Below are 20633 nucleotides of genomic sequence, written 5' to 3' on the forward strand. Positions count from 1 at the left end.
CTCACAGCGCCGGAATGCGTTCGCCCCGATTTGACCCGATATGCCCAACCGTGTGCGTCATGCGCGCTTCCGGGCGGCGACGGGTGAGCGCCAGCAAAATGCCCATGGTGATGGCAATCGCCACCAGCGACGAGCCGCCATAGGAAATGAACGGCAGCGTCATGCCTTTTGCGGGCATCAGGTGCAGGTTCACCGCCATGTTGATGATCGACTGGAAGCCGAACAGGATCACGATGCCAGACACGGCAAGACGCGTAAACGCATCGCGTTCCTTGAGCGCAATGGAAAGCCCACGCACCACGATGAAGGCAAATAGCAGCATGATGATCATGCACAGGATGATGCCATATTCTTCCGCAGCCACGGAGAAGATGAAGTCGGTGTGGCTGTCGGGAATGATGCGCTTAACGGTGCCTTCACCCGGCCCCTGCCCGAACCAGCCGCCGCGCAGAATGGCTTCGCGTCCGGCATCGACCTGGAACGTATCGCCCTCGCCCGTCATGAAGCGGTTGATACGACCGGCCACGTGGTCGAACACGAAATAAGCGCTAAAGCCGCCGCAAACCGCAAGCCCGCCCAGAACCAGAATCCAGAACATCGGCAGTCCGGCGAGGAAGAACATCGCGCCCCATGTGCCGGTGGTCAGCATGGTCTGGCCCAGATCGGGCTGCAACACCAGAAGACCGGCAACCGTGCAGAACAGCATCATGGCGAGGAAATAGCCCGGCATGTCGCCGCCACGTTCGCGCTCGGAGAAGAGCCATGCGCAGACGACCACGAAAGCGGGCTTCATGAATTCGGATGGCTGGATGGAAATACCCGCCAGATTGACCCAGCGGCGCGCACCCTTGACTTCGATACCGAAGAAGAGCGCCGCAACCATCAGCACCATGGAAATAGCGAGCAGGATCAGTGCGAAACGCCTAATCTGCCGTGGCGAAAAGAACGACACGCCCACCATGACGATAACCGCGGGGATCATGAAGATGGTCTGACGCTCGACGAAATGAAAACTGTCGAGACCAATGCGCGAAGCCACAGCCGGGCTTGCCGCAAAGGACAGAAGAATACCAAGCCCCATCAGGGCAAGACAGGCTACGAGAAAGAAGCGGTCTATTGTCCACCACCAGTTGGCGACAGGACCGCGATCGACACGGCTTACCATCAGCTTTCTCCTCCAATTGGCATGATACCGGGAAGGGCCAATACGGCGCTGCGGAAGGCATCGCCGCGTTTTTCAAAATTCTGGAACTGATCGAAGCTGGCGCAGGCTGGCGAAAGCAGCACCACCGGCTCTGCGGCTGCATCATTGCCCGCATCGCGCGCGGCATGATCGACGGCCACGGCCAGCGTATCGGAAATTTCGAACGGCACGCTGTCGCCCAGCGTCGCAGCAAACTGCGCAGCCGCTTCGCCAATCAGATAGGCCTTGGCGATGCGCGGGAAAAACCCGCCGAGCGACTCGATACCGCCCGCTTTCGGCACACCACCAGCGATCCAGTAGATGTTCTGCGAAAAGGACGACAGCGCCGGTGCGGTCGCATCGGCATTGGTCGCCTTGGAATCATTGACGAACAGCACCTTGCCGCGCCGCCCCACCTGCTCCATGCGGTGCGCCAGACCCGGAAAGCTTTTCAGACCGGCGCGAATTTCATCGAGCGACAGGCCGACAGCGAGGCAGGCCGCCACGGCTGCGAGCGCGTTCTGCGCATTATGCGCGCCGCGCAGCGAACCGACCCCGGCGAGCGAGGCCAGTTCCTCATCCTTGCCATCGGTGGCATGAATCAAGGTCGGACCATCAGCGAAATAGCCGTTGTCGAGGTGCTTTTCCTTGGAAATCCGCGCAACATTGACGCCGTTCGCCGCCAGATTTTCAGCAATCGCCGTGCAGTAAAGATCATCAACGCCGATAATCGCGGTGCCGCTGGCCGCAACCAGCCGCGCCTTGATGGCCGCATAGTTTTCCATCGTGCCGTGACGGTCGAGGTGATCCGGCGTCAGGTTCAGCAAAATTCCGGCAGTCGGATTCAGCGAGGGTGACAGATCGATCTGGTAGGACGAGCATTCAACCACATAGAAACGGTTGGCCGCTGGCGAGTCCAGCGTGAGGATTGCCGTGCCGATATTGCCGCCGAGTTGCATGTCGCGGCCCGACGCCTTGATAATATGGGCGATCAGCGCGGTGGTGGTCGATTTGCCGTTGGTGCCGGTAATGGCGATGAACGGGCAATCGGGTGCGATATGATTGCGCTCGCGCACGAAAAGCTCCACATCGCCGATAATTTCGACGCCTGCGGCATGAGCAAGATCGACCGTCCAATGGGGCTTCGGATGGGTCAGCGGAACACCCGGCGAAAGCACAAAGGCGGCGAACTGCGACCAGTCCGCCTGCCTCAGATCGCCGGTTGCAATGCCTGTGCCTTGCGCGCGCGCGACACTGTCGGGATTATCGTCCCAGGCAATGATCTTCGCCCCTCCGGCCACGATGGCCTTGGCTGTGGCGATGCCCGACCCGCCCAATCCGAAGAGGGCGACGGTCTTGTCTTTAAGGGCGGTGATCGGGATCATTCTTCTTGCCTGTCGATACTGGTCTTGTGACTATCTGAGCTTGAGGGTGGAAAGGCCGATCATTGCGAGAATGATGGCGATGATCCAGAACCGGATCACGACCTGGCTTTCGGTCCAGCCCTTCTTTTCGAAATGGTGGTGGATCGGCGCCATGAGGAAGACGCGCTTCCCGGTCAGCTTGAAAGAGCCAACCTGAATGATCACCGACAGCGCTTCCATCACGAACAGTCCGCCGATGATGGCGAGCACGATTTCATGCTTGGTCGCAACGGCCACGGTGCCGAGCATGCCGCCCAGCGCCAGCGAACCCGTGTCGCCCATGAAGATAGCGGCAGGCGGCGCATTGAACCACAGGAAGCCAAGGCCTGCACCGATCACCGCGCCTAAGACCACGGCAAGTTCACCCGTGCCCGGCACGAAATGGATTTGCAGATAATCTGCGAAGATCGCATTACCGGAAAGATAGGCGATGAAGCCGAAGGAAGCTGCAGCAACCATGACCGGCACGATGGCCAGACCGTCGAGACCGTCGGTCAGGTTCACGGCATTGCCCGCGCCGACCATCACGAAGGCGGCGAAGGGAATGAAGAACCAACTCAGATTGATAACGAACTGCTTGGCGAATGGGAAGGTCAGCGAGGAGGAGAAAGGCTCCTGCCCTGCGCGCATGATGACGAAAGCGGCAATCGCTGCGATCAGGAACTCGATGCCCAGACGCGCCTTGCCGGAAAAGCCCTTGTCGGACTGCTTCGTCACCTTGAGATAGTCGTCATAGAAACCGATGGCACCGAAGCCCACGGTGACCAGCAGCACCACCCAGACATAGACGCTGGAGAGATTGGCCCACAACATGCACGAAATGAGAATGCCGGTCATGATCATCAGACCGCCCATGGTGGGCGTACCGGCTTTCTTGAAATGGGTCTGCGGGCCGTCGGCGCGGATCGGCTGCCCCTTCCCCTGACGCACGCGCAACGAGTTGATGATCGTCGGGCCGAACAGGAACACGATCAGCGCCGAGGTAATCATCGCGCCGCCAGTGCGGAAGGTGATGTAGCGGAACACGTTGAGCGGTGTCATGTGTTCAGCGAAGAAGGTGAGAAGCATCAGCATGTGGAGAAAATTCCCTCGACCATCGCCTATTCCGCCGGCTCGACCGGCGGAAACTGGGCAGTGAAAGCCTTGACGATTTTGGAGAAGCCGATTCCCTTGGACGATTTCACCATGACGACATCGCCGGGACGGACCGCCTTTATCACCAGCGGCAGTAATTCATCGGTGCTCTGCCTGTATTCGGTGTGAATTTCAACCGGCAAGGCGTTTTTAAGCACCGACATTTCAGGGCCACCGATAAAAAGTGAACTGACTTCGGCATCCACGATCGGACGTGCGAGGTCGGCATGCAGCTTGCCCGACTGACGACCGAGTTCCAGCATGTCGCCGAGAACGGCGATGCGCCGTCCCTTAGGACCTTCCGGCTTGGACGACTGGAGCAATGCCAGCGCCGCACGCATGGAGGTCGGATTGGCATTATAACTTTCGTCGATCAGCGTGAATGTGCCGCCATCGGGATGTTGCAGCACATGCTGTGCGCCGCGCCCGCCTTCTGCTGAAAGGGTCGCCATCGCCATCGTCACCTTGGCGAGATCGGCGCCGACGAGATCGCAAGCGCCAAGGACGGCCAGCATGTTCTGCACGATATGACGGCCCGGTATGCTGACCTTCACGACGGCTTCGTGATTGCCGATCTTCACCGTCATGCAGGAGCATGTCGGGTGCAGCTTGACTTCGCGCAGGCGATAATCGGCGCGCGCATTTTCGCCAAAGGTTGAAATATGCTCGACGCCAGCTTTCTCCGCCAGTTCTTCCAACTGCTTGAAACGCTTGTCGTCACGGTTGAGCAGCGCATAGCCGCCCGGTACGATGCCTTCGAAAATCTCGGCCTTGGCGACCGCGATTTCTTCCAGATTGGCGAAATGGCCAAGATGCGCGGGCGCGATCAGCGTGATCAGCGCCACATGCGGGCGCACCATCTTCACCAGCGGACGAATTTCGTCATGATGGTTCATGCCGATTTCGAACACACCGTAATCGGTATCGGCTGGCATGCGGGCGAGCGTCAGCGGCACGCCCCAATGATTGTTGAAGGATGCGACCGAGGCATGAACCTTGCCAACGCCGGACAGGACATGGCGCAGCGCTTCCTTGGTCGTCGTCTTGCCGACCGAACCCGTCACCGCGATGATCTGGGCCTTCGAGCGCGCACGCGATGCAATGCCCAGCTTGGTCAGCGCTTCAAGCACGTCTTCCACGACGATCATCGGCACTTTCAGATTGCCGAAAGCAGGCAGGCGATGCTCAGCCACCACCAGAAGACCTGCGCCAGCCGCCATTGCCGCCGTGGCAAAGTCGTGGCCGTCGAACAGGTCGCCCTTGATGGCAAAAAAAGCCTCGCCGGGCTTCAGCGTGCGGCTGTCGATGGAAATGCCGGTGATGCCTTTAGGGAGCTTGCCGAAGGGCCTGCCTCCCATGGCCTCAACCATATCAGCCGATGACCACAGCCAGTCTTTCATCCCTGACGCTCCTCAAGACGGGCAGCCAGTGCGGCTGCGACTTCCGCATGATCGGAGAACGGCAAGGTGATGTTGCCAACGATCTGGCCTTCCTCATGTCCCTTGCCCGCAACCACCAGCGTGTCGCCCGGCATCATCATGGACACAGCCGTGAAGATCGCTTCGCGGCGATCGCCGATTTCGGTCGCTCCGGTTGCCGCGGCCATGATCTCGGAGCGAATCTGCGCCGGCACTTCCGAACGCGGATTGTCGTCCGTGACGATCACCACATCGGCAAGACGCGAGGCGATTTCGCCCATGATCGGGCGCTTGCCCTTGTCACGGTCACCGCCGCAACCGAACACGACAATCACGCGGCCCGTGGTGAATGGGCGAACCGAAGTCAGAACATTTTCAAGCGCTTCCGGCTTATGCGCATAATCGACATAGGCCGGTGCGCCGTCTTCCGTTGCACCCACCAGATCGAGACGGCCCGGCGCGCCCTTCAGGCGTTCCAGAGCGCGCATGGCGGCGGCAGCGGGCACGCCCGTAACCATAGCGAGACCGGCTGCGACCAGCGCATTCGCCACCTGGAAATCACCGGCCAGCGGCAGCTCGATTTCAAAGATTTCGTCGCCGATGCGCACTTCCACATGCTGGCGGAATCGCTCATGCTCGACGCGCTTCAGATTGATGAAACTGCCCTTGCGGCCGACGGTCTTCACGTCACAACCGGCAGCGGTCGCCGCATCGATGGCCTGTTGCGAGAAATGATCGTCCGAAAAGATGATCGCAGGCGCACCCTTCGGCAGCAGCGTATCGAACAGGCGCATTTTCGCGCCGAGATATTCTTCGATGGTCGCGTGATAATCCATATGGTCGCGGCCAAGATTGGTAAAGGCGCCAGCGGCGAGTTTCACGCCGTCGAGACGGCGCTGGTCCAGCCCGTGCGAAGAAGCTTCCATCGCGGCATGGGTCACGCCTTCATCGGCAAGTTCGGTCAGAACGCGCTGCAACTCCACCGGATCGGGCGTCGTCAGCGAATTATAGTCGCTGCGGGTCGGCGAAAACACGCCTGTCGTGCCGATGTTTGCAGCGGGGAAGCCTGCATAGGCCCATATCTGACGCGTGAAGGAAGCAACGGAGGTTTTGCCGCTCGTGCCCGTAACGGCAACCATGATTTCAGGCTGCTTGCCATAGAACTGCGCCGCAGCGGTGGCCAGCGCATGACGCGGATCGTCTACATGCAAGACTGGCACGCCCGCATCGGCGATGGTTGCATCCTTGGCGGCGATGACGGCGGCAGCGCCGCGTTTGATCGCATCCGCAGCGAATGCCGCTCCATCCGCCTTCACGCCTTTCAGCGCGGCAAAGAGAAAACCGCGTTCGACCTTGCGGGAATCCGAGGTAACGCCCGTGATTTCAACCTCACCGTCATTGCCGGAGGCCAGTTCCTTAAAAAGAGCGATTTCCTTCAGTTTCATGGCAATCAAATCCAAATTCCGTTGCGTCGTACCCAAAGTGGCCTCGCGGCCTGAAGCTGCACCACACGAATCAGTCGTATTCGTTGGAAACCATTGCTGGCGGCAATTCCTGTTTTAAATCAGGCCCGCCGCTTACATTGCTAACAGTTGCCGGTAGCGCATCCAGTTCGAAGTTCGGTTTGACCCCGAGGAAGGATGCCGAGCGACTGATGATTTCATAGACCATCGGCGCAGCATTGAAGCCCGCGGTCGCGCCGAATTTGCCCTGTTCCGGCTTCGGCTCGTCGATGATGGTCAGCACCACATAGGCCGGATCTTCGATCGGAAACGCGGCAAGGAAGGCGTTAAAGCGCGAATCCTTCGAATAGCGACCGTGAACCACCTTTTCAGCCGTACCCGTCTTTCCACCGACACGATAGCCCGGAACGGCTGCGCGCTTGCCCGAACCGCCCGGCGCCGTGGCATTGAGGCGGTAGAGATAACGCATATCAGCAGAAACTTGTGGATGAACGACCTGCTTCTCTCCCAGCGCGACGGTCTCAGCCTGAGAACGCATCAGGAAGGTCGGGTTGAACAGCTTGCCACCGTTCATCAACGCTGCCGCACCCACCGCAGTCTGCAACGGGGTCGTCATCATGCCGTGACCGAACGAGATGGTCATCGAATGGACCTTCTTCCAGACGCGCGGCTCAACGGGACGCGCCACTTCCGGCAATTCCGTCTGCATGCGGTCAAGAAGACCCATCTTCTTGAGGAAGGCGCGGTGGCCTTCGATGCCGACGGCATCGGCTTCGCGACCGGAACCGATGTTCGACGAATAGATGAAGACTTCCGGCAGCGTCAGCCAGCGGCCCTTGCCGTGGAAGTCGCGGATGGTCTGGCGACCGAACACCAGCGGACGCGTCGCATCGAGCTTCGACTGCAAGGTGAACTTGCCGGAATCGAGCGCCATCGCCGTCGTGAAGGTCTTGATAGTCGAGCCCATTTCATAGGTGCCCGCCGACATGCGGTTGAGGCGATCCTTGTCGAGCGCATTGACCGGGTTGTTCGGATCGAAATCCGGCACCGAGGCCATGGCGATCACTTCGCCGGTCTTAATGTTGAGAACAACGGCGCCGGCAGCAATGGCGCGATAGCGCTCCATGGCCTTGACCAGAACGTCGCGCATGATGTGCTGCACGCGAATATCGATGGACAGACGCACCGGCTCCAGCGACTGACCGGTCGCAAGACCGGCAAGACGGAGATCGGTCAGGCCCTGGCTGTCGATATATTTTTCCATACCGGCAATGCCCTGATTATCGACATTGACCAGACCGAGAATGTGGGATGCGGTAGGACCGCCCGGATAGAAGCGGCGCTTTTCGGTGCGGAAACCGATGCCCGGAACGCCCAGCGCCATGATCTGGCTCTGCTGCTTCGGCGTCAGGCCGCGCTTGACCCAGACAAAGCCCGCGCCGCTCTTGAGGCGCTTATAGGTCGCCTCCCAATCGAGATCGGGTAGCACCGTGGAGAGCATTTCGATGGTTTCGTCGGGATCGACGATCTTGCGCGGTTCGGCGTAGAGCGAAGCGGTGTTGATATCGGTCGCGAGAATTTCGCCGTTGCGATCCAGAATATCCGGGCGCGAGGCAAGCTGCTGCACGGCTGGACCGGAAGCATCTTCGTCCTCACCGCCAATCATGCCGAAATAGACGAGCTTGCCGCCTATCACGCCATAAATGCCGACGAAGCAGGCAATCGCCATCCACAAACGGTTGCGCGCACGATTGCCGTGCTTTTTACGCGACCCGACAAAAGCCATGTTGCCAGCCAGCTTTTCATCGCCGACCGGCTCCATGCCGTCCATCATATCCTGCTTTTTCTTTTTTGAAAGACCGAGTTTCAGCCGCATGATCAGTGCTTTGCCCCGCTCTTCTTGACGCTGCCGGTCGTGATCTTGTCCTGTTCGAGGACGCCGCTTGCCACCAGTTCATCGGTGCCGGAGATGATTTTCTGAATGTCGTCCAACGGACGCTCCGGAATGTCACCGGCGCTCAAAATGAGCTGCTCGGCCACGATGGGCTGCAGGTTCAGTTCTTTTTCATAAACGCCCGTCAGGCTTTGCAGACGGCCCGGCTGGGTCATGAGCGCCCAGTCGGCGCGCAGCAGCGTGATCGTGTCGCGCTCGGAATTGATCTGACGCGTCAGCTTGGCAATGACCGCGATCTGCTTTTCCGCGTCATACTTGATGGTGTAGGTGACAGCCGCTGCCACCAACATCGCCGCAATCATGATGAGATCGAAAGTACGCAGCACTCGTTCAACTCCGGCTTAGTTCATGCGTTTCAGGCAGTTTGGGAAGCCCGAACAGCGAAAGATCATCTTCAAGCGACGGATTATCAGTCCGCACTCCTGCGCGCAGCTTCGCCGAGCGCGCACGTGGATTGCGGGCTTCTTCTTCCGGCGTCGGCCCGACAGCGCCCTTAACGGCGGGCGTGAAACTTGGATGGCGCACATGGGTTTCGGGCATATGCCGCGAACCCGCACTGCCGCCTGCACGATCCGCGAAATAGCGCTTCACCATGCGGTCTTCGAGCGAATGGAACGTCACCACCACCAGCCGACCGCCGGGCTTTAAAACCTGTTCGGCTGCCAGCAATGCGCGGGCCAGTTCACCCAACTCATCATTCACGTAGATGCGCAATGCCTGAAACACGCGCGTCGCAGGATGGATAGGCACTTTGGGATTACGACCGACCAGCGTTTCAATCGCATTGGCGAGATCAAGCGTGCGGGTGAACGGCTGCGCCTCGCGGCGCTTCTCGATCATCCGCGCGATGCGCCCTGCATGACGCTCCTCACCGAGGAAATTGAAAATGCGCGCCAGATCGCCCATCTTCAGGCGATTAACAACATCGGCAGCGCTGGGACCTTTGCTGGACATGCGCATGTCGAGCGGCCCGTCCTTCTGGAAGGAGAAGCCGCGCTCGGCTTCATCGATCTGCATCGACGAAACACCGATATCGAGCACAACGCCATCCACTTTGCTGCCTGCTCCCTTCACTTGCGCAACGGCTGAATCCAGTGCCGAAAACCGGCTTTCCACCAGATGCAGACGCCCTGGAAACTGCTTTTCGATGGCGCGTCCGGCTTCGATGGCCGTCGGATCGCGGTCGATCGCGATCACTTCGGCGCCCTCGTCCAATATGCGACGGGTGTAGCCGCCTGCCCCAAAGGTGCCGTCGACGATGACTTCGCCGGGCTTGGGCTTGAGAGCGTCAATCACCTCGGAGATCAACACCGGAACGTGACGGACTTCAGCCCCTTCGGCTTGAGATTTGTCTCCGCCGAGGCTCGCCATCATTCCGTTCCTTTCCCGGGAGTTGCCCCCGCTATCCTGTTTTCTGTCTGCGGATTCCGACCATTTGTCGCCATGACGGATTCGTTCGTCAGTTATCGGATATTAAGCTTAATGAAGCGTTATCCTTTACATGAGCGCACAGGAATATTGAGGGGAGTAAGGGAGTAAGGGAGTAAGGGAGTAAGGGAGTAAGGGAGTAAGGGAGTAAGGGAGTAAGGGAAGAGGATCGCGGGCGCTTCTTCAGCGCAAGCGTTTTTTTCGGGGCTACGAGTTCCTACCCTATTCCCCTATTCCCCTATTCCCCTATTCCCCTATTCCCCTATTCCCCTATTCCCCTATCCCCCTATCCCCCTATTCCCCTACTGCCCTACTGCCCTCCCTCCTCCCCCTATTGACGCGTCACCCGTCTGCCATTATTAAATGCAAATAGTTTGCAAGTGCATATTGGTAATAAAGGTATTTAGCATGACACCCCATGGAGCGGGCCCCTCCGAAGGTCATGACGTCACTTTTGAAGGCTGGCGGCGGGATCGCGGCGAAGCTTCAATGTCCGATGTTCATCGCTCCGTGGCGGTCAACCGCTCCGGGTCGCGCTTTCGCAGGGCCATGGCCTTTGTCGGCCCTGGCTATCTGGTCGCCGTCGGCTATATGGACCCCGGCAACTGGGCGACCTCGCTCGCCGGTGGTTCCCGCTTCGGCTATGCGCTGCTGTCGGTCGTGCTGCTGTCCAACCTGATGGCCGTTTTGTTGCAGGCGCTCTGCACACGGCTCGCAATCGCGACTGGCCGCGATTTGGCGCAGGCCTGCCGCGATGCCTATCCCCGTTTTCTCGCCTGGCCGCTCTGGCTGCTGGCGGAACTGGCGATCTGCGCCACCGATCTTGCCGAAGTTATCGGTACGGCCATAGGCCTCAATCTTCTGTTCGGCATTCCGCTCGAACTCGGTGTCATTATCACCGCCGCCGACGTGCTTTTGGTGCTCTATCTGCAAAATAAGGGTTTCCGCCGCGTCGAGGCGCTCATCATGACGCTTCTGGCCGTCATCGCGCTCTGTTTCCTGATCCAGATCCTGATGGCGCAGCCGAAATGGAACGAGGTCATTCTCGGATTTGCGCCAACGGTCGAGATCATCCGCAACCCGGACATGCTTTATATAGCGCTCGGCATTATCGGTGCGACGGTCATGCCGCATAATCTCTATCTGCATTCGGGCATCGTGCAGACCCGCGACTATGGGCATACGACCGCTGAAAAGCGCGAAGCCATCCGCTATTCGACGCTTGATTCCACCATCGCGCTGACATTCGCCCTGCTGGTCAACGCATCGATCCTGATCCTCGCCGCAGCCAGCTTCAACGCGACCGGCAATACCGGCGTGGAAGATCTGGACAAGGCGCATGCCCTGCTCAACCCGCTGCTCGGATCATCGCTTGCCCCCACGCTTTTTGCCATCGCGCTTCTGTGCTGCGGCCTGAATTCGACCATCACCGCCACCATGGCGGGGCAGATCGTCATGGAAGGCTTTATCCGTATCCGGTTGAAGCCGTGGCTGCGCCGCGCCATCACCCGCTTTGTGGCCATTGTGCCCGCCGCCGTCGTGACGATCATGTACGGTTCGCAGGGCACGACGGAACTCCTGATCCTGTCGCAAGTTGTACTCAGCCTGCAATTGCCCTTCGCGGTCATTCCGCTGGTCATGTTCACGGCGGAAAAGAAGAAGATGGGCTCGCTGGTCGCGCCGCGCTGGGTCACGCTTCTGGCTGCCATCACTGCCGTTATCATCGTCGTTTTGAACCTGAAGCTCATCTATGACTTCTTCACCGGCGTACCGATCTGATTAATCCAGCGCATCCCGAAAAATGTGAAACGGTTTTCGGAAAAGATGCGCGTTAAAATGAAGGATCCGCGCAACGCCTCCCAAGCAACTGCGCACAAGCAAAAAGCCCGGCTCAAAGCCGGGCTTTTTCGCTATCGAAGAAGTGTCAGCCGGTCTGTAAGCCGGGTTCTGTATGGCCGGGCTTTCGCCCGACGTGGCAGCCATTCATCTGGGACGGATGTTGCCACCCGCCTCTTGCAACCCACCCGGACGACTGATCCGGAAACCGATTGCCGGTCCTTGCGAACCGGCGCGCCGTCCCTATTCGGTTTTGCTCCCGGTGGGGTTTACCGTGCCGTCTGCATTGCTGCAGACGCGGTGGGCTCTTACCCCACCCTTTCACCCTTACCTCGTCATCCCTGTCGTTGCAGCTTCTGCACAACGATACGGAAGACGAGGCGGTTTACTTTCTGTGGCACTATCCCTGGGGTCACCCCCGCCGGGCGTTACCCGGCACCGTGTTTCCCTGGAGCCCGGACTTTCCTCACCTGCCGCCTTTCGGCATATGACAAGCGCGGCTGCCCGACCGACTGACACCGCGTATAAATTCGCTTCTGCCCGAAAAAGCAACAAAAAAGCCGGTAGCAAAACCGCTACCGGCTTTTCGTTCACATCAAACGGCTTGAAACTCTACGCAACCGCCGACGCAAATTCTGGAGCGAACTCCAAAAGCGATGCTTAAAGTCCGGCCATATATGCCTTCACCGAGCTGCAATATTTCGCAGAGATCGGGTTCATGCGCTTTGCACCATGACCGGCATTGTATTTCAGGATCGTGCCGCAGGTGCTGCCGCCGCCAAGCTTCTGGGCCATGGCGAGGTATTTCATGCCGTACTGGATGTTCGTGGCAGGCTCATAAAGCCCCTTGGCCGAGCCGGAATAGCCCATGGCGCGCGCCGTCGAGAGCTTGATCTGCATCAGGCCGATTTCGCCTGCAGCACCGCGCACATTCGGCTGGAAATTGCTTTCGTGACGCACGACCGCATGAGCGAGCGAGGACGGCACGCCATAAGTGGAAGCGTAGCGGTTGATGATCTGTGAGTAGCCGCTGCCGCTCTTGACCGAACGGCTGGCACCACCGGACTTGGACGAACCGGAACGCGAACCCTTGCCTGCGGGGGCTGCGCGGTTGGTGATGACGGACGCCTTTTTGACCGAAGGCTTCGCCTTGTCGGCCTCAGCAACTTTGTTCTGCTGACGCGCCTTGAGAAGTGCTGCGAGGTTGGTTGGTTCACTTGCAGGGGCGCTAAGCGCCGGATTCAGGCCAAACGAACTCATCGCGCCAACAAGGGCGCTAACAATAACAAATTTTACTTTCATAACCTACCGTCTTGGAACGTTTCTTATGGGGGACCGCCCGTCTTGGGGGGAGACGATCCGTTTATTCGGGTCCCGTCCGGTATGAGCTCTCGAGGCCCATTTCCGCTGGGATTGATCGATGATCTGAAGGGGAAATGCAGCCGAAGATTGGTTGCAAAAGTAAAATCGTCTTACAGGTTGTAACAAAACCGACTCAATCGGACGTGAGTCGACGCCCCGTCACTTAAGCGAGGTCTAAAAGGCGATTCGGCTAAATTTTTGAAATTTTGAACGAAATTCTAATTAAATTGCGAAAGACGCCCGATGGATACTGCTTGATCAGGCGGTAACATTTTGCAGGGAAAAAATCAGCCTGTAGAGGGTATCTATGGTAGAAACATCGGCAACACCGTCTACATTTTGTGGCCGAAAGTGACGCTGAAATGCCTTAACCACGATTTCCGTGGCTTCATCGAAGATACCGGTGATCTCAATTCCATAGCCGTAGAGCGCCAGCATCGACTGCAAAGCCTCCACCGGCTGCCCCTGTTCGCCCCGCGCCAAAAACCGTCCGCCGCGGATCGGCGTCGGCTCCACATAATGCCCGACACCCGCCTCATGCAGACGTTTCCACGGAAAGCTCTGGCCGGGATCGGTCTTGCGCGCCGGTGCGATGTCCGAATGCGCCAGCACGTTTTCCGGCGCGATGGCGTGGCGTGCACAAATATCGCGGCTGAGACGGATCACCGCCTCGATCTGCGCATCCTTAAACGGCGGATAGTCTTGCAGAACGCCTGGATTGACGATTTCGATGCCGATAGATGCCGAATTGATGTCGGTCTCGCCCTTCCAGAAGCTCTTGCCCGCATGCCAGGCGCGGGCCTTTTCCGAAACCATCTGCAACACCTTCCCGTCCTCTAGAACGAGATAGTGAGCCGAGACCTGCATTTCGGGCGATTTCAGAATGTCGATCGCCTCCTGCGCGGTCGCAAGGCCGGTGTAATGCTGGATCAGAAAAACCGGCGTCTTGCCGTCGCGGCGCGGACCGAAATTGGGCGAAGGATCGAGCGTGGCATCGGGAAAATCGGGCTTTTCCAGCGCCAGTTCCGCCAATTCCTCATCCTGAAATCCGGTTGCCTCGCTCGACGTCTGCATCACGCAGCCTCCAAATGCTTTTCTATGCTCGCCCAAGCCGCGTTTATGGCAGCAAGGCGCGCATTGGCAATAGCAATAAATTCGAGCGGCAAACCTTCGGCAACCAGCCGGTCGGGATGGTGCTGCTTGACCAGCGAACGGTAGCGGCTGCGCGCAGTATCGAACGACACCCCGCGTTCAAGACCCAGAATGGCATAAGGATCGCCCTCGCCACGCTGCACATGCCGGATCGCGATGCGGTCGAAGGCAACCTCGTCAAAGCCGAAAATACCGGCGACTTCGGTTAGAAATGCCAATTCCTTTTCATGGACATAGCCATCCGCCTTGGCGATATGAAACAGTCCGTCGAGAATATCTTCCAGTAGATGGCACTCGGTCTGGCCTTCCTGACAAAGTCCGGCCAGCTGGCGCGCATAGCTTTCGAAACCCGCCACATCCTGCTTGGCCAGATCGTAAAGCCGGGCGACATGCGCGGTTTCTTCCTGCGGCACCGCAAAAATATCCTGGAAAGCGCGTATCTCGTCCTGCGTGACCACGCCGTCGGCCTTCGCCATTTTTGCGGAGAGCGCGATCATGGCAATCGAGAAGGCCACCCGCCTGCGCGTATCGGCATCGCCTTCAAAAACGGTGCGCACAGCCTCGATAACGCCTGTAATGGCGTTCGACGTCACTGACGCCACAAACTCACCGATGCGAACCCAAATCGACATGGGGCTTTTCTACAAAATTCCGTCGCGGCTGGAAACCGCCTGCATGAAGCGAAGTCGAAAAAACAATGATTTATATGCGCTTATCACCGGTCTGTGATAAGAAATGCCCTGAACTGTTATGGTGTAAACCAAAAAAGGAGAACGCCGTTCCCAATTAATTGGATTGAACGGCGTTCTGGCGTTCATTGAAGGAGCGTTGTGCCGTCGCGGCAGCAGCTTCTCCGGCGGCTTGGGCCTGCTCGGCATTTTGCCCGACAGCCTTTGCGGCGGATTCGGCATTGGTGCGGGCGCGTTCGATGGCAGCCGCCTGTTCCTCGGGCGTGGTCACACCGGCGTTCTCGCGCAGTGCCTTGACCAGATCTGGCCCCTCTTTTTCCGATGCGCCTTCCGCTGGTGCGGCAGGCTGGGAAACAGCAGCGCCGTCCTGCGCCGGAGCGGCAGCCTTTTCCTCGTTGCCCTTGCCGCAAGCAGCAAGCGCAACCAGAACAATGGCGGCAACGAAAAACAGGGTGTTACGGTTCATGACCAAAGCCATAACCGAAGATAGCCTGCGTTTAAACACGGAAATCGCTTGCGCGCCGTCTTTCCCGTAAAATGCCGCGGGATCGTTCATGCATTACACTTCCTTCTGGGACAAATGGCGATCCAGTTTCCCGGATCGCCATTCGTATGACGTTTACCACACGGGTCTATGACAGCTCACCAGCCGTAACTTGCCCGCGCTTTATTGATACAAAATAGCACCCGGGCTTAATTAGCAGGCGCAGTACCGGTACCGCCCGTACCCGTGCCCGGATTTGCCGGAGCCGGTGTTGCAGGCGTGGTGTTCGTATCATTGTTCGAAGGTGCGGCCGGCGTCGTCGGGGCCGGTGCCGGAGCGTTGCTTGCGCCGTCATCCTTCTTGTCGTTGCAGGCGGCAAGGCCCAGAAGCGATACAGCGGCAACAGATGTAATCAGAAACTTCTTCATTTTGGCTCTCCTTCCTAGCGTGGGTTGCTCGATCCGAGCTTATCCCTGTTGAGCATGGCGCAGTTTGCGCAGACACCCCTCTGCTCTTTTCATAGCTTTCTTCGTGTCCATCCGGCTTCTTACCGGTCGGGCACTTTTGCGGTTGGATCAGGCACAGAACTCCTGTCGATACCCACCGTCACAGAAGAAAACGGCAGACCAAAGGAAAGGTTCTCTCAATTAGTCTTACTGTCCGTAATAAAACGCCAATATTGCAGACACTTAATCCCGCATTTCCCAGTCAGAAGCGATCATTAATCCGTCAATCCCCTATGTCACAGCGATGTCATGCCCAGTGTTTAACTTTTTTGAAACCAAGCACGGGATTCGTCCCAAAGGGGAATTCATGGCCGACCAATCAGCCGACGGTACTATTCTGAAGCGTGCAGTAACTCAGAACCATGCGCTTTCCCGCGCGGGTTTTTCGGAACGGTTGTTTGCCTGGCTCTTTAAGGGGCTGGTCTATCCGCAAATCTGGGAAGATCCGGATGTGGACATGGCGGCCCTCGCCATTCAGCCCGGTCATCGCATCGTCACTATCGCGTCTGGCGGCTGTAACGCGCTTTCCTATCTCACCGCCGATCCCGCCCGCGTCGAGGCCGTTGATCTCAACGAGGCTCATGTCGCCTTCAACCGGCTGAAGCTGGCCGCGCTCAAGAACCTGCCAGATTACAGCGCCTTTTACCGCTTCTATGGCAAAGCTGACGACAAGACCAATCTGGCTGCCTATAAGCGCTTCGTGCGTCCGCATCTTGATGCCGAAAGCCGCGCTTACTGGGAAAAGCGCAAGTGGAACGGTCGCCAGCGCATTTCGATCTTCTGGCGCGATCTTTACCGTCACGGCCTGCTCGGCGTATTCATCGGCATGGGCCATCGCGTGGCGCGGCTCTATGGCATTGATCCGCGCGATATTCTCAAATCGCGCACCATGGAAGAACAGCGCAGCTTCTTCGACACCGCACTTGCGCCCTTGTTCGAAAAACGCATGGTGCGCTGGGCAACCGCACGAAAATCCTCGCTGTTCGGTCTTGGCATTCCGCCCCAGCAATATGATGCGCTGGCCACCGCCGGAAACGGCAATATGGCCGAGGTGCTGCGCAGCCGCCTTGAAAAGCTCGCCTGCGGCTTTCCGCTGACGGAAAACTACTTTGCCTGGCAGGCTTTCGGACGCGGCTATAGCGGCAACGAAGAAACCGGCCCGCTGCCGCCTTATCTGTCGCGCGCCAATTTCGAAACAGTCCGCGCCCGCGCCGACCGCATGACGGTGCAGAACGCCAATTACACCGACTTTCTGGCCGCCAAACCCGCCGCATCGGTGGATCGCTATATCCTTCTCGACGCGCAAGACTGGATGAACGACAGCCAGCTGAATGCCGTCTGGAGCGAAATCACACGCACTGCCGCACCGGGCGCTCGCGTGATTTTCCGCACTGCCGCCGAGCCGAGCCTGCTGCCCGGTCGCGTCGCGCCGGAAATTCTCGACCACTGGGAATACCGCGAAGACGAATCCCGCGCATTGCATGACCGCGACCGCTCGTCGATTTATGGCGGCTTTCACCTTTACGTCCTGAAGGACGCGTGACATGCTGCAAAATACTGAAGGCAGGCAGGGCAACAGTCAGGGCGCAAGTCATGCGCGGCTGATGGACCGGGTCTATCGCCGCCAGCGCCACTTTTATGATGCGACCCGCAAATATTACCTGCTGGGCCGCGACCAGATGATCGCGACGCTCAATGTGCCGGAAGGCGGCAGCGTTCTGGAAATCGGTTGCGGCACGGGCCGCAACCTCGTCAAGACGGCCGAACACTACCCCGATGCAAAACTCTATGGCATCGATATTTCAGCAGAAATGCTGGATACGGCCCGCAGTGCCGCCAAACGTGCGGGCATCGAAAGCCGCACCCGGCTGGAACGCGCCGATGCGGCGCAGTTCGATCCCGAACAGCTTTTCCATCAAACAGGCTTCGACCGTATCTTCATTTCCTATGCCATATCGATGATCCCGCAATGGCAATCGGTCATCCGCGAGAGCATTCGCCATCTGGCACCACAAGGCGAGTTGCATATCGTCGATTTCGGCGATCAAAGCCGCCTGCCCCGATGGTTCAAGCGCGGGCTCTATAAATGGCTCGACTGGTTTCATGTCACGCCGCGTCAGGACATGTTCGCCGTGTGCGAACGGCTTGCTGCCGAACGCGGCCTCACAGTGGAACGCCGCGTGCTTTATCACGGCTTTGCGTGGATCGCCGTCATCCGGGCTTTTGCATAAAATTAGGAGCAACAACGCCACAGGCTGGTGACGACCGGGTGCGGATCGCGTAACCGTTGTAGGGACTGATTCGCGACACCGGAAACCCTGCATGAAACGTCTCATGAGCCGTCTGGCCAGCCGCAATTTTCTTGGCCCCTGCTTTGCCTCCTGCATGGGCGTTTTTCTGCTTTCGGCCTGTACGACAGTGGATTACGATTTTTCCGATGTGAAAAAGAACGGTACGGTCGCCCGCATCCCACCTCCATCGGGTTCGGTGAAGGCGCCGCGCTTCGGCGACCGCGATCCGCATGACTGGACCGGCAAGACGCCCTGGCACTATCCGATCCACGGCACTGACGTTTCGAAATATCAGACCAGTGTGGACTGGAGCGCGGTCCGCGCCAGCGGCATTTCCTTTGCCTTCATCAAGGCGACGGAAGGCGGCGACCGGCTCGATGACCGCTTTGCCGAGCACTGGAACGGCACGCGTCAGGCAGGCATTCCACGCAGCGCCTATCATTTCTATTATTTCTGCCGCCCGGCCATCGAACAGGCACGCTGGTACATCCAGAACGTACCGCGCGATCCGTCCGCACTGCCGCCCGTTCTCGACATGGAATGGAACCCGCAATCGCCGACCTGCAAATTGCGGCCCAATGCAGCGGTTGTGCGCAAGGAAATGCGCATCTTCCTTTCAGCGCTCGAAAAGCATTACGGCAAGCGTCCGATCATCTACACGACCGTCGATTTCTTCGACGATAACGACCTGCGCCAGCTTCCAGACTATCCGTTCTGGCTGCGTTCGGTCGCGGGCCACCCGGACGAAAAATACGGCCCGCATCCGTGGACTTTCTGGCAATATACCGGCACGGGCAGCATTCCGGGCATCAAGGGCGACGCGGATATCAATGTCTTCGCGGGCGACGCAGCCACATGGAAAAAGTGGCTGGAAAGCAACAAGGGCCGTTAAGACGGGCCTGTTTGGCTGATCGCACCAAGTTTTGCTTCATTTCCGGGTCTTGTTGGGGCAATAGCTTTAACAATTCCCGGAAGGGCAAGCCTGTGCCCTGCAAAATAGTGTGAGTTACCGATGAAGTTTGTTGCTTCCATCATGACAGCCGCCCTGCTCGCTTCGACCGCTGTGTCGCATGCGCAGACCGCAAGTGCGTCTCCGGCACCTGCGGCTCCGGCTGAAACTGCCGTGAACATGCCCAAGCCCGAATGCGAAACCGATCTCGGCCAGTGGGTCGAAAATCTGGCCAAGGAAGCGCGTGAAGCTGGCGTCGGCGACAAGGGCATCAGCGAGCTGCACAAGGCCTCGCTTGAACAGAAGGTGCTCGACCGGGATCGCAAGCAGACCGTCTTCAACCTGACCTTCACCGAATTTTCCAAGCGCCTCATCTCCGAAGCGCGCCTGAAAAAAGGCCAGGAAAATCTGGTTAAATATGCCGATGTCTTCAAGAAAGTCGAAGACACCTATGGCGTGCCGGGTCCCGTTCTCGCTGCCTTCTGGGGCCTTGAAACCGATTACGGCGCGATTCAGGGCGATTTCGACACGCTGAATGCGCTTGTTACCCTTTCCTACGACTGTCGCCGCCCGGACCTTTTCCGTCCGCAGTTGATCGCGCTGCTCAAGCTGTTCGACACGGGCGTTGTCGATGCGAGCACGACCGGCGCATGGGCTGGCGAAATCGGCATGATGCAGCTTCTGCCCAAGGATTATCTGGAGCGCGGCGTCGATGGCGACGGTGACGGCAAGGTCGATCTGAAGAACAGCGTTCCCGACGCCATGATGACCGCCGGTCGCATGATTTCGGAACTTGGCTGGAAACGCGGCCAGCCGTGGCTGGAAGAAGTGCGCATCACCAAGGATTTGCCTTGGGAAGAAGCCATCCGCACCAACCGCAAGCCGCACTCCTGGTGGGCCGCGCAGGGAGTGACCGGCCTGAAGGGTCCGCTTGGGCCGGATGACGGCGATGCTTCGCTGCTGCTGCCGCTGGGCCGCAAGGGCCCGGCCTTCCTGTCCTATGCGAATTTCGACGTCTTCGTCGAATGGAACAAATCCATCGTCTACGCCACAACCGCAGCCTATTTTGCGACCCGCCTCGCGGGTGCACCTGCATTCGATCCCGGCAATCCAATTCCGGGTCTGACGCAGGATCAGATGAAGGAGCTGCAAACCAAGCTTCAGGCGCGCGGCTATGATATGGGCGCGAAGATCGACGGCGTTTACGGTCTCCTGACCCGCGATGCCGTGCGCGCCGAACAGATGCGGCTTGGCATGCCGGCCGATTCCTGGCCAACCCAGGAGCTGCTGGACAAGCTCTGAGTCACACAATGAGGGCGCGGGCTAATCCCCGCGCCTTTTCCTTTCCGACACCCTGACT

General features: G+C 58.7%; 17 protein-coding genes, 1 other RNA gene and 1 pseudogene. 5 read left to right on the forward strand and 14 right to left on the reverse strand.

Annotated features, from left to right (window positions below; all coding sequences use genetic code 11):
* Position 1: 1 nt before the first annotated feature.
* From ftsW to rsmH, 8 genes are all read right to left on the reverse strand, one after another.
* Positions 2 to 1165 carry a putative lipid II flippase FtsW gene (gene ftsW, locus ABWW11_RS08850; RefSeq protein WP_109369412.1) on the reverse strand — a complete coding sequence of 388 codons (1164 nt, stop codon included), beginning with the start codon at positions 1163 to 1165 and terminating at the stop codon, positions 2 to 4.
* A complete protein-coding gene (gene murD / locus ABWW11_RS08855) occupies positions 1165 to 2568 on the reverse strand; it encodes a UDP-N-acetylmuramoyl-L-alanine--D-glutamate ligase (RefSeq protein WP_109369413.1) in 1404 nt (467 codons plus the stop codon). The genes ftsW and murD overlap by 1 nt, the downstream gene beginning before the upstream one ends.
* A 30-nt stretch (positions 2569 to 2598) precedes the next feature.
* Positions 2599 to 3681: a phospho-N-acetylmuramoyl-pentapeptide-transferase gene (mraY, locus tag ABWW11_RS08860; protein WP_109369414.1), complete on the reverse strand. Its 1083-nt coding sequence runs from the start codon at positions 3679 to 3681 to the stop codon at positions 2599 to 2601.
* A 26-nt stretch (positions 3682 to 3707) separates the two neighbouring features.
* A complete protein-coding gene (locus ABWW11_RS08865) occupies positions 3708 to 5141 on the reverse strand; it encodes a UDP-N-acetylmuramoylalanyl-D-glutamyl-2,6-diaminopimelate--D-alanyl-D-alanine ligase (protein WP_109369415.1) in 1434 nt (477 codons plus the stop codon).
* On the reverse strand, positions 5138 to 6610 hold the full coding sequence (locus ABWW11_RS08870) for a UDP-N-acetylmuramoyl-L-alanyl-D-glutamate--2,6-diaminopimelate ligase (RefSeq protein WP_109370265.1): 1473 nt from the start codon (positions 6608 to 6610) through the stop codon (positions 5138 to 5140). The genes ABWW11_RS08865 and ABWW11_RS08870 overlap by 4 nt, the downstream gene beginning before the upstream one ends.
* Positions 6611 to 6674: 64 nt before the next feature.
* The gene (locus ABWW11_RS08875; RefSeq protein WP_109369416.1) at positions 6675 to 8498 is read right to left on the reverse strand and encodes a peptidoglycan D,D-transpeptidase FtsI family protein; all 1824 of its coding nucleotides are present in this window, start codon (positions 8496 to 8498) and stop codon (positions 6675 to 6677) included.
* A 2-nt stretch (positions 8499 to 8500) separates the two neighbouring features.
* Positions 8501 to 8902: a cell division protein FtsL gene (ftsL, locus tag ABWW11_RS08880; RefSeq protein WP_109369417.1), complete on the reverse strand. Its 402-nt coding sequence runs from the start codon at positions 8900 to 8902 to the stop codon at positions 8501 to 8503.
* Between the two features lie 4 nt (positions 8903 to 8906).
* Positions 8907 to 9950 carry a 16S rRNA (cytosine(1402)-N(4))-methyltransferase RsmH gene (rsmH, locus tag ABWW11_RS08885; protein WP_171318237.1) on the reverse strand — a complete coding sequence of 348 codons (1044 nt, stop codon included), beginning with the start codon at positions 9948 to 9950 and terminating at the stop codon, positions 8907 to 8909.
* Positions 9951 to 10412: 462 nt separating this feature from the next.
* On the opposite strand from rsmH, the gene ABWW11_RS08890 reads away from it, so the two are divergent.
* A complete protein-coding gene (locus ABWW11_RS08890; protein WP_109369419.1) occupies positions 10413 to 11783 on the forward strand; it encodes an Nramp family divalent metal transporter in 1371 nt (456 codons plus the stop codon).
* A 141-nt stretch (positions 11784 to 11924) separates the two neighbouring features.
* On the opposite strand, the gene rnpB is transcribed toward ABWW11_RS08890, so the two are convergent.
* The 6 genes and pseudogenes from rnpB to ABWW11_RS08920 form a co-directional block, all read right to left on the reverse strand.
* Positions 11925 to 12356, reverse strand: an RNA gene (rnpB, locus tag ABWW11_RS08895) — RNase P RNA component class A.
* Positions 12357 to 12500: 144 nt separating this feature from the next.
* The gene (locus ABWW11_RS08900; RefSeq protein WP_109369420.1) at positions 12501 to 13142 is read right to left on the reverse strand and encodes a lytic transglycosylase domain-containing protein; all 642 of its coding nucleotides are present in this window, start codon (positions 13140 to 13142) and stop codon (positions 12501 to 12503) included.
* Between the two features lie 318 nt (positions 13143 to 13460).
* On the reverse strand, positions 13461 to 14276 hold the full coding sequence (locus ABWW11_RS08905; protein ID WP_109369421.1) for an N-acetylmuramoyl-L-alanine amidase: 816 nt from the start codon (positions 14274 to 14276) through the stop codon (positions 13461 to 13463).
* Complete coding sequence (locus tag ABWW11_RS08910) at positions 14276 to 14986, reverse strand: J domain-containing protein (RefSeq protein WP_109369422.1); 711 nt, start codon at positions 14984 to 14986, stop codon at positions 14276 to 14278. Before ABWW11_RS08910 ends, ABWW11_RS08905 begins: the two co-directional genes overlap by 1 nt.
* A 154-nt stretch (positions 14987 to 15140) precedes the next feature.
* Positions 15141 to 15592 (reverse strand): annotated as a pseudogene (locus ABWW11_RS08915) (antifreeze protein).
* A gap of 144 nt (positions 15593 to 15736) precedes the next feature.
* Positions 15737 to 15955 (reverse strand): hypothetical protein, encoded by a 219-nt coding sequence (locus tag ABWW11_RS08920; RefSeq protein WP_109369424.1) that lies wholly within the window; start codon positions 15953 to 15955, stop codon positions 15737 to 15739.
* A 385-nt stretch (positions 15956 to 16340) separates the two neighbouring features.
* On the opposite strand from ABWW11_RS08920, the gene ABWW11_RS08925 reads away from it, so the two are divergent.
* The 4 genes from ABWW11_RS08925 (at position 16341) to ABWW11_RS08940 (ending at position 20575) form a co-directional block, all read left to right on the forward strand.
* Positions 16341 to 17576 carry a BtaA family protein gene (locus ABWW11_RS08925; RefSeq protein WP_109369425.1) on the forward strand — a complete coding sequence of 412 codons (1236 nt, stop codon included), beginning with the start codon at positions 16341 to 16343 and terminating at the stop codon, positions 17574 to 17576.
* Position 17577: 1 nt separating this feature from the next.
* Positions 17578 to 18264 (forward strand): class I SAM-dependent methyltransferase, encoded by a 687-nt coding sequence (locus ABWW11_RS08930; protein ID WP_109369426.1) that lies wholly within the window; start codon positions 17578 to 17580, stop codon positions 18262 to 18264.
* A 103-nt stretch (positions 18265 to 18367) separates the two neighbouring features.
* Complete coding sequence (locus ABWW11_RS08935; protein WP_109370266.1) at positions 18368 to 19216, forward strand: glycoside hydrolase family 25 protein; 849 nt, start codon at positions 18368 to 18370, stop codon at positions 19214 to 19216.
* 120 nt (positions 19217 to 19336) lie between these two features.
* A complete protein-coding gene (locus tag ABWW11_RS08940) occupies positions 19337 to 20575 on the forward strand; it encodes a lytic murein transglycosylase (RefSeq protein WP_109369427.1) in 1239 nt (412 codons plus the stop codon).
* Positions 20576 to 20633 lie beyond the last annotated feature (58 nt).

It is taken from the genome of Brucella sp. NBRC 113783, assembly GCF_040372265.1.
GTDB lineage: Bacteria > Pseudomonadota > Alphaproteobacteria > Rhizobiales > Rhizobiaceae > Brucella > Brucella teleogrylli.

Coding starts and splice junctions, on each gene's coding strand:
- ftsW (WP_109369412.1), bottom strand. CDS start 1,165: ATGGTAAGCCGTGTCGATCGCGGTCCTGTCGCCAACTGGTGGTGGACA.
- murD (WP_109369413.1), bottom strand. CDS start 2,568: ATGATCCCGATCACCGCCCTTAAAGACAAGACCGTCGCCCTCTTCGGA.
- mraY (WP_109369414.1), bottom strand. CDS start 3,681: ATGCTGATGCTTCTCACCTTCTTCGCTGAACACATGACACCGCTCAAC.
- ABWW11_RS08865 (WP_109369415.1), bottom strand. CDS start 5,141: ATGAAAGACTGGCTGTGGTCATCGGCTGATATGGTTGAGGCCATGGGA.
- ABWW11_RS08875 (WP_109369416.1), bottom strand. CDS start 8,498: ATGCGGCTGAAACTCGGTCTTTCAAAAAAGAAAAAGCAGGATATGATG.
- rsmH (WP_171318237.1), bottom strand. CDS start 9,950: ATGATGGCGAGCCTCGGCGGAGACAAATCTCAAGCCGAAGGGGCTGAA.
- ABWW11_RS08890 (WP_109369419.1), top strand. CDS start 10,413: ATGACACCCCATGGAGCGGGCCCCTCCGAAGGTCATGACGTCACTTTT.
- ABWW11_RS08900 (WP_109369420.1), bottom strand. CDS start 13,142: ATGAAAGTAAAATTTGTTATTGTTAGCGCCCTTGTTGGCGCGATGAGT.
- ABWW11_RS08905 (WP_109369421.1), bottom strand. CDS start 14,276: ATGCAGACGTCGAGCGAGGCAACCGGATTTCAGGATGAGGAATTGGCG.
- ABWW11_RS08910 (WP_109369422.1), bottom strand. CDS start 14,986: ATGTCGATTTGGGTTCGCATCGGTGAGTTTGTGGCGTCAGTGACGTCG.
- ABWW11_RS08920 (WP_109369424.1), bottom strand. CDS start 15,955: ATGAAGAAGTTTCTGATTACATCTGTTGCCGCTGTATCGCTTCTGGGC.
- ABWW11_RS08925 (WP_109369425.1), top strand. CDS start 16,341: ATGGCCGACCAATCAGCCGACGGTACTATTCTGAAGCGTGCAGTAACT.
- ABWW11_RS08930 (WP_109369426.1), top strand. CDS start 17,578: ATGCTGCAAAATACTGAAGGCAGGCAGGGCAACAGTCAGGGCGCAAGT.
- ABWW11_RS08935 (WP_109370266.1), top strand. CDS start 18,368: ATGAGCCGTCTGGCCAGCCGCAATTTTCTTGGCCCCTGCTTTGCCTCC.
- ABWW11_RS08940 (WP_109369427.1), top strand. CDS start 19,337: ATGAAGTTTGTTGCTTCCATCATGACAGCCGCCCTGCTCGCTTCGACC.